Below are 9,550 nucleotides of genomic sequence, written 5' to 3' on the forward strand. Positions count from 1 at the left end.
GGAGCGGGCTTGCCCGCGAAGAGGACGGTAAGGCCATCCTCACATTCGCGGGCAAGCCCGCTCCCACGGAATTCCTCGCTGTCAGTGGGTGACGGTTTCCAGTTCTTGTTCGCTCGGCTGCTGTTGCGCCACTGCCTTGCGCATCTGCTCGCATCCCCACAGCACCCGCTCGGGTGTCGCCGGGGCGTCGATGTGCGGCTGTACGCGATAGTCGGCGAGGCTCGCCACCGCATCCTTGATCGCGCACCAGGCGGCGATGCCGAGCATGAACGGCGGCTCGCCCACGGCCTTGGAGTGGAACACCGTGTCCTCGGGGTTCTTGCGGTTCTCCACCAGTTTCACGCGCAGGTCCAGGGGCATGTCGGCCACCGCCGGAATCTTGTAGCTGGCCGGGCCGTTGGTCATCAGCTTGCCCTTGGCGTTCCACACCAGTTCCTCGGTGGTCAGCCAGCCCATGCCCTGGATGAAGCCGCCCTCCACCTGGCCGATGTCGATCGCCGGGTTCAGCGAGTCGCCCACATCGTGCAGGATGTCGGCGCGCAGCATCTTGTACTCGCCGGTCAGGGTGTCGACGATCACTTCGACGCAGGCGGCGCCAAAGGCGAAGTAGTAGAACGGTCGGCCGCGCGCCTGGCTGCGGTCGTAGAAGATCTTCGGCGTGCGGTAGAAGCCCGTGCTCGACAGCGAAACCTGGGCGAAGTAGGCCTGCTGCACCAGTTGCTCGAAGCTCAGCAACTGGTCGCGCACGCGCACGTGGCCGTTGCGGAACTCGACATCTTCCTCGGTGACCTGATAGTGCCGGGCGGCGAACTCGGTCAGGCGTTTCTTGAGGATCTCGGCCGCATTCTGCGCCGCCTTGCCGTTCAGGTCGGCGCCGCTGGACGCTGCTGTCGGCGAGGTGTTGGGCACCTTGTCGGTGTTGGTGGCGGTGATCTGGATGCGGTTGAAGTCGACCTGGAACACTTGCGCCACCACCTGGGCGACCTTGGTGTTCAGGCCCTGGCCCATCTCGGTGCCGCCGTGGTTGAGGTGGATGCTGCCGTCGGTATAGATGTGGATCAAGGCGCCTGCCTGGTTGAGGAAGGTGGCCGTGAACGAGATGCCGAACTTCACCGGGGTCAGGGCCAGGCCTTTCTTCAGTACCGGGCTGTGTTCGTTGAAGTGGCGGATCGACTTGCGTCGCTCGGCATAGTCGCTGCTGGCCTCCAGGTCGGCGGTCATTTCCTCGAGCAGGTTGTGCTCGACGGTCTGGTAGTAGTGGGTGACGTTGCGCTCGGTCTTGCCATAGTAGTTGGCCTTGCGCACCGTCAGCGGGTCGAGCGCCAGGTGGCGGGCGATGTGGTCCATCACCTGCTCGATGGCGACCATCCCCTGCGGGCCGCCGAAGCCGCGGTATGCGGTGTTCGACGCGGTATTGGTCTTGCAGCGGTGGCCGTTCACCGTGGCATCGCCCAGGTAGTAGGCGTTGTCGGAGTGGAACATGGCGCGGTCGACGATCGAGCCGGACAGGTCCGGCGAGTAACCGCAATTGCCGGCCAGGTCGAACTCGATGCCGTGCAGGCGGCCTGTGTCGTCGAAGCCGACGTCGTACTCGACATAGAACGGGTGGCGCTTGCCGGTCATGGTCATGTCCTCGACCCGTGGCAGGCGCATCTTGGTCGGCTGCCCGGTGAGGCGCGCGATCACGGCGCACAGGCATGCCGGGCTGGCCGCCTGGGTTTCCTTGCCACCAAAACCGCCGCCCATGCGGCGCATGTCCAGCACCACCTTGTTCATCGGTACGTCGAGCACTTCGGCGACCAGCTTCTGCACCTCGGTGGGGTTTTGCGTCGAGCAGTAGACGATCATGCCGCCGTCTTCGGTGGGCATCACCGAGGAAATCTGGGTTTCCAGGTAGAAGTGCTCTTGGCCGCCGATGTGCAGGGTGCCCTGCAGGCGATGCGGGGCACTGGCCAGGGCCTTGGCCGAGTCACCGCGCTGGTGGGTATGGCTGTCGAGCACGAAATGCTTCTTGCGCAAGGCTTCGACCACATCGAGCACCGGTTCCAGGTCCTCGTATTCGACGATGGCCGCCATGGCGGCGCGACGTGCGGTGTCCAGGTCACGGGCAGCGACGGCGAGCACCGGCTGGCCGAAGAACTCGACCTTGTCGATGGCCAGCAGCGGATCGCCCGCGACCACCGGGCCGATATCCTTGAGCCCTGGAATGTCCTCGTGAGTGATGGCGATGCGCACGCCTTCGAACTGGTAGCAGGGGGTCGTGTCGATGCGCAGGATGCGCGCGTGCGCACGGTCGGCGGTGCGCGCATAGACGTGCAACTGGTTGGGGAATTCCAGGCGGTCGTCGATGTACACCGCCTCGCCCGACACGTGCTTGTCGGCGCTGTCGTGCTTGACGCTGCGCCCGACCCCGGTGGTCAGGTCCTGGCTGAACAGTTCGGCCATCTCGGCCTGGCTCTTGACGGCGTGATGGTTAGACATAAGCGGTCACCCGGGTCTCGATGTATGGCGATTGCTGTTCGATGAAGTACTTGCGCAGCAGGTTCTGCGCGGTCAGCAGGCGGTATTCCTTGCTGGCGCGAAAATCCGTCAGCGGGCTGAAGTCTTCGGCCAGTGCCTGGCAGGCGCGCTCGATGCTCGACTGGTTCCAGGGCTTGCCAAGAAGCGCCGCCTCGCAGGCACGGGCACGCTTGGGAATCGCTGCCATGCCGCCGAAGGCGATGCGCACGCCACCGACCACGCCGTTCTCGATGTTCAGGTTGAACGCTGCGCAGACCGCAGAAATGTCATCGTCCAGGCGCTTGGACACCTTATAGGCGCGGAACGTCCACTCGTTGCTGGCGCGCGGCACCAGGATCTTCTCGATGAACTCGCTGTCCTGGCGGGCCGTGATGCGGTAGTCGATGAAATAGTCTTCCAGCGCCAGGGTGCGCTGGCGATCGCCCTGGCGCAGGACGATCTGTGCGTTCAGGGCGATCAGCAGGGGCGGCGAATCGCCGATCGGCGAGGCGTTGCCGATGTTGCCGCCCAGGGTGCCCTGGTTGCGGATCTGCAGCGAGGCGAAGCGGTGCAGCAGGGCACCGAAGTCGGGATATTCCTCGTTCAGCGCGCCATAGCAGTCGGTGAGCGGGGTGGCGGCGCCGATTTCCAGGTGGCTGCTGGTCTTGTCGATGCGCTTGAGCTCGGCGACATGGCCGACATAGATCATCACGGGCAGGGTCTTGTGGAACTGGGTGACTTCCAGTGCCAGATCGGTGCCGCCGGCGAGCAGGCGTGCTTCGGGGTGCGAACTGTACAGGTCGGCCAGGTCGGCGACGGTCAGCGGGACCAGGCAGCGCTTGTCACCACTGTTGAGCTCGCCGGTCTGCTGCGGGGCGATGGCCTTGAGGCGGGCGATGGTCTGCGCCTGCTGCGCGTCGAACTGGTCCTGGCAGGGGCGGGCGCAACTCTGCTCGGCGGCATCGAGGATCGGCCGGTAGCCGGTGCAGCGGCACAGGTTGCCGGCCAGGGCTTCCTGGGCCTGGTGCAGGTCGTGGCCGCTGCTGTTCTTCTGCAGGGCGAACAGCGACATGACGAAGCCAGGGGTGCAGAAGCCGCATTGCGAGCCGTGGCAGTCGGCCATGGCCTTTTGCACGCTGTGCAGCTCGCCCTGGTGCTTGAGGCCCTCGACGCTGATCAGTTGCTTGCCGTGCAAGGAAGAAACGAACGTCAGGCAAGAGTTGAGGCTGCGATAACGCAGGGCCGGCTGGCCCAGGTCATCCTGGGTCAGTTCGCCCACGACCACGGTGCAGGCGCCGCAGTCGCCGCTGGCGCAGCCTTCCTTGGTGCCGGGTTTGCCCAGGTGCTCGCGCAGGTACTGCAGCACCGTCATGTTCGGGTCCAGGGCGTGCTCGTTGCGCAGCTCCTGGTTGACGAGAAACTGGATCACGGGGAAGGCCTCGTAATGGTTTTATTGTTGTTGGGCGGACTCTAAGCAAGGGCTGACCTTGAGGTCAATATTTTTCTGACTCAAAGGTCAAGATTTTACCCGCGCCGGGTTCTGGCCACCCAACCCTGCCTTTTTACAAGCATAGATCGCGCCGGGCACTGCGACTGACCGACAGGTCGCACAAAGCCTCGTGTGCCGCTGCGCGCAAGCCCGGCGAGTGCGCTACAATCGCGCCTTTGTGCCCTGTTTTCGATTCCGAAGGAAAATCATGACGTTCAAGGCGCCGGACAGCCTCTCCGAGCAAATTGCCCACTACCTGGCCGAGCGGATCATCCGCGGCGAGCTCGCACCCGGCGAGCGCATCCAGGAGCAGAAGGTCACCCAGGCCCTGAATGTCAGTCGCGGCTCGGTACGCGAGGCGCTGCTGATACTTGAACGTCGTCATCTGGTGGCGATCCTGCCGCGTCGTGGTGCCCATGTCACCGAACTCGACGAGCACAGTGTGCGCAGCCTGTGCAGCCTCATGGGCGAGCTGTACATCCTGCTGGGCAACGCCGTCGCCCAGCAGTGGCGCAGCGAGACCGACCTGCTGCCGTTCCTGGAGATCCAGCAGCGCCTGCACGAGGCCCGCAGTAACCTGGACATCAAGGCGTTCGTCGCCGAAAGTTTCGCCGTCATGCGCGCCGCCTTCCCCTTCGCAGCCAACCCTTACTTGCAGGAGACCGTGGAGAACCTGCAGCCGGCCATGAGCCGCGCCTACTACCTGGCACTGGATCAGCGCCAGGCCAGCATGGACGATTACCTCGACCTGTTCGCCCGCCTGCTGGAAGCGGTGTTGCTGCGCGACCTGCCGCGTATCCGCGAGGTGCTGATCGCCTATTGTCAACGCAGCTGCGAGCTGGTGTTGGCCGCGCTGGTGCGGGCCTGACCGATGCGCCTCAAGTGCATTCGCCTGGCCGGGTTCAAGTCGTTCGTCGACCCCACCACGGTCAATTTCCCCAGCAACATGGCGGCGGTGGTCGGGCCCAACGGCTGCGGCAAATCCAACATCATCGATGCCGTACGCTGGGTGATGGGCGAAAGCTCGGCGAAGAACCTGCGTGGCGAGTCGATGACCGACGTCATCTTCAACGGCTCCTCCGGGCGCAAGCCGGTGAGCCAGGCGAGCATCGAGCTGGTGTTCGACAACAGCGACAGCACCCTGGTCGGTGAATACGCCGCCTATGCCGAGATCTCCATCCGTCGCAAGGTGACCCGCGATGCGCAGAACACCTACTACCTCAACGGCACCAAGTGCCGCCGCCGTGATATCACCGATATCTTCCTGGGCACCGGCCTTGGCCCGCGCAGTTACTCGATCATCGAACAGGGCATGATCTCCAAGCTGATCGAGGCCAAGCCCGAGGAGCTGCGCAACTTCATCGAGGAAGCGGCGGGCATCTCCAAGTACAAGGAGCGGCGCCGCGAGACCGAGAACCGCATCCGCCGCACCCAGGAGAACCTGGCGCGCCTGACCGACCTGCGCGAAGAGCTGGAGCGCCAGCTCGAACGCCTGCATCGCCAGGCCCAGGCCGCCGAGAAATACCGCGAATACAAGGCCCAGGAGCGCCAACTCAAGGCGCGCTTGTCGGCACTGCGCTGGCGTGCACTGGATGAGCGCGTGCGTCAGCGCGAAAGCATCATCGGTGACCAGGAGGTGGCCTTCGAGGCGCTGGTGGCCGAGCAGCGCAACGCCGATGCCAGCATCGAACGCCTGCGCGACGGGCACCATGAGCTGTCCGAACGCTTCAACCAGGTGCAGGGGCGCTTCTATTCCGTAGCGGGCGATATCGCCCGGGTCGAGCAGAGCATCCAGCACGGCCAGCAGCGTCTGCGCCAGTTGCAGGATGATCTCAAGGAAGCCGAGCGCACGCGCCTGGAAACAGAGTCGCACCTGGGCCACGACCGCACCTTGCTGGCGACCCTGGCCGAGGATCTGGCGATGCTCGAGCCCGAGCAGGAAATGACCCTCGCCGCTGCCGAAGAGTCCGCTGCGACGCTTGAAGAGGCTGAGCTGGGCATGCATGGCTGGCAGGCCCAGTGGGATGATTTCAACACCCGCTCCGCCGAGCCGCGGCGTCAGGCCGAGGTCCAGCAGGCACGCCTGCAGCAACTGGAGGGCAGCCTGGAGCGTCTGGCCGAGCGCCAGCGCAAGCTGAGTGAAGAGAACCAGCAACTGGGCGCCGATCCCCAGGACGCCGCCATGCTCGAACTGTCGGAGCGGGTGGCGGGCAGCGAGTTGCAGCTCGAAGCGTTGCAGTTGCAGGAACAGCAGGTGGTCGAGCGGCTTGAGGCTGTGCGCGAGCAACTGCAGCAGGCGACCCAGGCCCAGCAGCAACAGCAGGGTGAATTGCAGCGCCTGGGCGGGCGTCTGGCATCACTGGAGGCCCTGCAGCAAGCGGCTCTCGAACCCGGCAGTGGCGCGGCTGAATGGCTGCAGGGGCAGGGCTTGGGCAGCCGTCCGCGCCTGGCTGAAGGGCTGCGTGTGGAGCCCGGCTGGGAGCTGGCGGTGGAGACCGTACTGGGTGCCGACCTGCAGGCGGTGCTGGTGGACGATTTTGCTGCACTTGATTTTGCCGCCCTGGAGCAGGGCGACCTGCGCCTGCTGCAGGCGAGCGGCGAGGGTGCGCGCCTGCCCGGCAGCCTGCTGGACAAGGTCGACGGACGCATCGATCTGGCACCCTGGCTCGGCCAGGTCAAGCCGGTCGAATCCCTGGAGCAGGCCCTGGCCCTGCGCGCCACGCTTGGAGAGGGACACAGCCTGGTCAGCCGCGATGGCTACTGGGTCGGTCGGCATTTCCTGCGAGTCAGCCGTGGTGGCGAGTCCCAGGGCGGTGTTTTGGCGCGCGGGCAGGAGATCGAGCGCCTCGGCCACGAGCAACTCGAGCACGAGGCGTTGCTCGAACAGCTCACGCAGCAACTGGAAAGCCTTCGCGAGCAACAGCTCGACCAGGAAGAACAGCGCGAGCAACTGCGTCGCCGCAGCCAGGACGAAAGTCGCCAGCTTGGCGAACTGAAGGCGAGCCTGTCTGCCGGGCGTGCTCGTGCCGAGCAGTTGGAGTTGCGCCGTCGTCGCCTGCAGGAAGAACTGGCCGAACTCCAGGAGCAACGCGCCCTGGAGCATGAGCAACTGGGCGAAGCACGCCTGGTGCTGCAGGAAGCCCTGGACCTCATGGCCCAGGATACCGAGCAGCGCGAACAGTTGATGGCCCGTCGCGACACCCTGCGCGAAACCCTCGACCGCGTCCGCCAGGAGGCCCGTCAGCACAAGGACCACGCCCACCAGTTGGCAGTGCGCCTGGGTTCCCTGCGTGCCCAGCACGACTCCACGCGCCAGGCCCTGGAGCGTCTTGAGCAGCAGGCCGCGCGTCTGAGCGAGCGCCAGGAGCAGTTGAGCCTCAACCTCGAAGAGGGCGAGGCGCCGCTGGAAGAGTTGCGCCTGAAGCTCGAAGAGCTGCTCGAGCGGCGCATGAGTGTCGACGAGGAAATGCGCCAGGCGCGCCTGCACATGGACGAGGCCGATCGCGAGCTGCGCGACGTCGAAAAGCGCCGTGCCCAGGCTGAACAGCAGGCCCAGTTGTTGCGCGGGCAACTGGAGCAGTCACGCCTGGAGTCCCAGGGCCTGGATGTGCGGCGCAAGACCCTGCAAGAGCAACTGCTTGCCGACGGTTACGACCTGCAGGGTGTGCTCGCCACGCTCGAGCCCGAGGCCAGCGAGCAGGGGACCGAGCAGGAGTTGGAGCAGACCGAAGCGCGGATCCAGCGCCTGGGCGCGATCAACCTGGCGGCAATCGAGGAGTACCAGCAGCAGTCCGAGCGCAAGCGCTATCTCGATGCTCAGAACGCTGACCTGGTCGAGGCGCTGGAGACGCTCGAGAACGTCATCCGCAAGATCGACAAGGAAACCCGTAACCGTTTCAAGGATACCTTTGATCAGATAAACGCCGGATTGCAGGCACTTTTCCCAAAAGTTTTCGGTGGCGGCAGCGCTTATCTGGAACTGACGGGCGAAGATCTACTCGATACAGGGGTGACGATCATGGCGCGCCCGCCGGGCAAGAAGAACAGCACCATCCATTTGCTGTCCGGCGGCGAGAAGGCACTGACCGCATTGGCGCTGGTGTTTGCCATCTTCAAGCTGAACCCGGCACCGTTCTGCATGCTCGACGAAGTCGATGCGCCGCTGGACGATGCCAACGTCGGGCGTTACGCCCGGTTGGTGAAGGAAATGAGCGAGACCGTGCAGTTCATCTACATTACGCATAACAAGATTGCCATGGAAATGGCCGATCAATTGATGGGGGTCACCATGCATGAGCCCGGTTGTTCACGTCTTGTTGCAGTTGATGTGGAGGAGGCCATGGCCATGGTTGACGCCTGATGCGCGAAGATTGGGCGATATCTGTAGGCAAATGCGCCTTGCATGTGCGACAGACGGTGTAAAGTTGTCTTTGGTCGTGCTAGCTTAATGTCACTCGTTTTTTGCGTGGGTAAAACGCCTGTCAGAACATAGAGTTGGCGCCACGTGTTAAAGGGCTTTGAAGCCTTTGTTTTCAAGCATATTTTTATAGAGGCACGGGATTACATGGAAATCGGTCTGCGCGAGTGGCTGATCGTCATCGGCATCATTGTCATCGCCGGTATTCTTTTCGACGGCTGGCGCCGCATGCGCGGCGGCAAGGGCAAGTTGAAGTTCCGCCTGGATCGTAGCTATTCCAACCTCCCGGACGACGAGGGCAGTGCCGAGGTGCTTGGCCCTGCGCGCGTCCTGGACACGCACAAAGAGCCGGAGCTGGACGAAACCGACCTGCCGTCGATGAGCGCCCCGGCCCGGGAACGCGAGCGCGAGCCAAAGCCGGCCAAGGCGCCCAAGCGTGGCAAGCGTGCTGCTGCCGAGTCGCAGCAGGGCGACCTGAATCTGGTCGCTGAACCGCGCGAGCCGGACCTGTTCGCCGACAGCGATGACGACTTCAGTGCCAACAACAACCGCAACAGCGGTTTCGCCACGAGCAACAACGCCGCCAAGGAGTTGCCTCCGGTCGAAGAGGTGCTGGTGATCAGCGTCATCTCCCGTGACGAAGGTGGCTTCAAGGGCCCGGCGTTGCTGCAGAACATCCTGGAAAGCGGCCTGCGTTTCGGCGAGATGGACATTTTCCACCGCCACGAAAGCATGGCCGGTCACGGCGAGGTGCTGTTCTCCATGGCCAACGCGGTCAAGCCAGGCATATTCGACCTGGATGACATCGACCATTTCAGCACCCGTGCGGTCAGCTTCTTCCTTGGTCTGCCCGGCCCGCGTCATCCGAAGCAGGCCTTCGACGTGATGGTTGCCGCCGCGCGCAAGCTGGCCCATGAGCTCGACGGTGAGCTCAAGGATGACCAGCGCAGCGTACTGACCGCGCAGACCATCGAGCACTACCGCCAGCGTATCGTCGAGTTCGAGCGCCGTGCGCTGACCCAGAAGCGCTGATAGATCCAGACTCAAGAGCAGCCCATGGGGATTGCTGGTCGGTTCGGCAGATGTCGTTGCCTGTGCCGGCCCCATTGCCGGACAAGCCGTACGCCGCACCGCCGCTCCCACAT

At 64.3% G+C, this 9,550-nt stretch carries 5 protein-coding genes; 3 read left to right on the forward strand and 2 right to left on the reverse strand.

What is annotated here, in order from left to right; all coding sequences use genetic code 11:
- Positions 1 to 81 precede the first annotated feature (81 nt).
- Positions 82 to 2,481: a xanthine dehydrogenase molybdopterin binding subunit gene (xdhB, locus tag HU729_RS23895; protein WP_186711741.1), complete on the reverse strand. Its 2,400-nt coding sequence runs from the start codon at positions 2,479 to 2,481 to the stop codon at positions 82 to 84.
- On the reverse strand, positions 2,474 to 3,928 hold the full coding sequence (gene xdhA, locus HU729_RS23900) for a xanthine dehydrogenase small subunit (protein ID WP_186711742.1): 1,455 nt from the start codon (positions 3,926 to 3,928) through the stop codon (positions 2,474 to 2,476). The genes xdhB and xdhA overlap by 8 nt, the downstream gene beginning before the upstream one ends.
- A 268-nt stretch (positions 3,929 to 4,196) precedes the next feature.
- Between xdhA and HU729_RS23905 the strand changes: the two genes are divergently transcribed.
- From HU729_RS23905 to zipA, 3 genes are all read left to right on the forward strand, one after another.
- Positions 4,197 to 4,856 carry a GntR family transcriptional regulator gene (locus tag HU729_RS23905; RefSeq protein WP_186711743.1) on the forward strand — a complete coding sequence of 220 codons (660 nt, stop codon included), beginning with the start codon at positions 4,197 to 4,199 and terminating at the stop codon, positions 4,854 to 4,856.
- 3 nt (positions 4,857 to 4,859) lie between these two features.
- Positions 4,860 to 8,348, forward strand: a complete 3,489-nt coding sequence (smc, locus tag HU729_RS23910) for a chromosome segregation protein SMC (protein ID WP_186711744.1) — start codon at positions 4,860 to 4,862, stop codon at positions 8,346 to 8,348.
- Positions 8,349 to 8,552: 204 nt separating this feature from the next.
- Positions 8,553 to 9,437 carry a cell division protein ZipA gene (gene zipA, locus HU729_RS23915; protein ID WP_186711745.1) on the forward strand — a complete coding sequence of 295 codons (885 nt, stop codon included), beginning with the start codon at positions 8,553 to 8,555 and terminating at the stop codon, positions 9,435 to 9,437.
- Positions 9,438 to 9,550 lie beyond the last annotated feature (113 nt).

The organism is Pseudomonas sp. RW10S2 (assembly GCF_014268985.1).
GTDB lineage: Bacteria > Pseudomonadota > Gammaproteobacteria > Pseudomonadales > Pseudomonadaceae > Aquipseudomonas > Aquipseudomonas wayambapalatensis.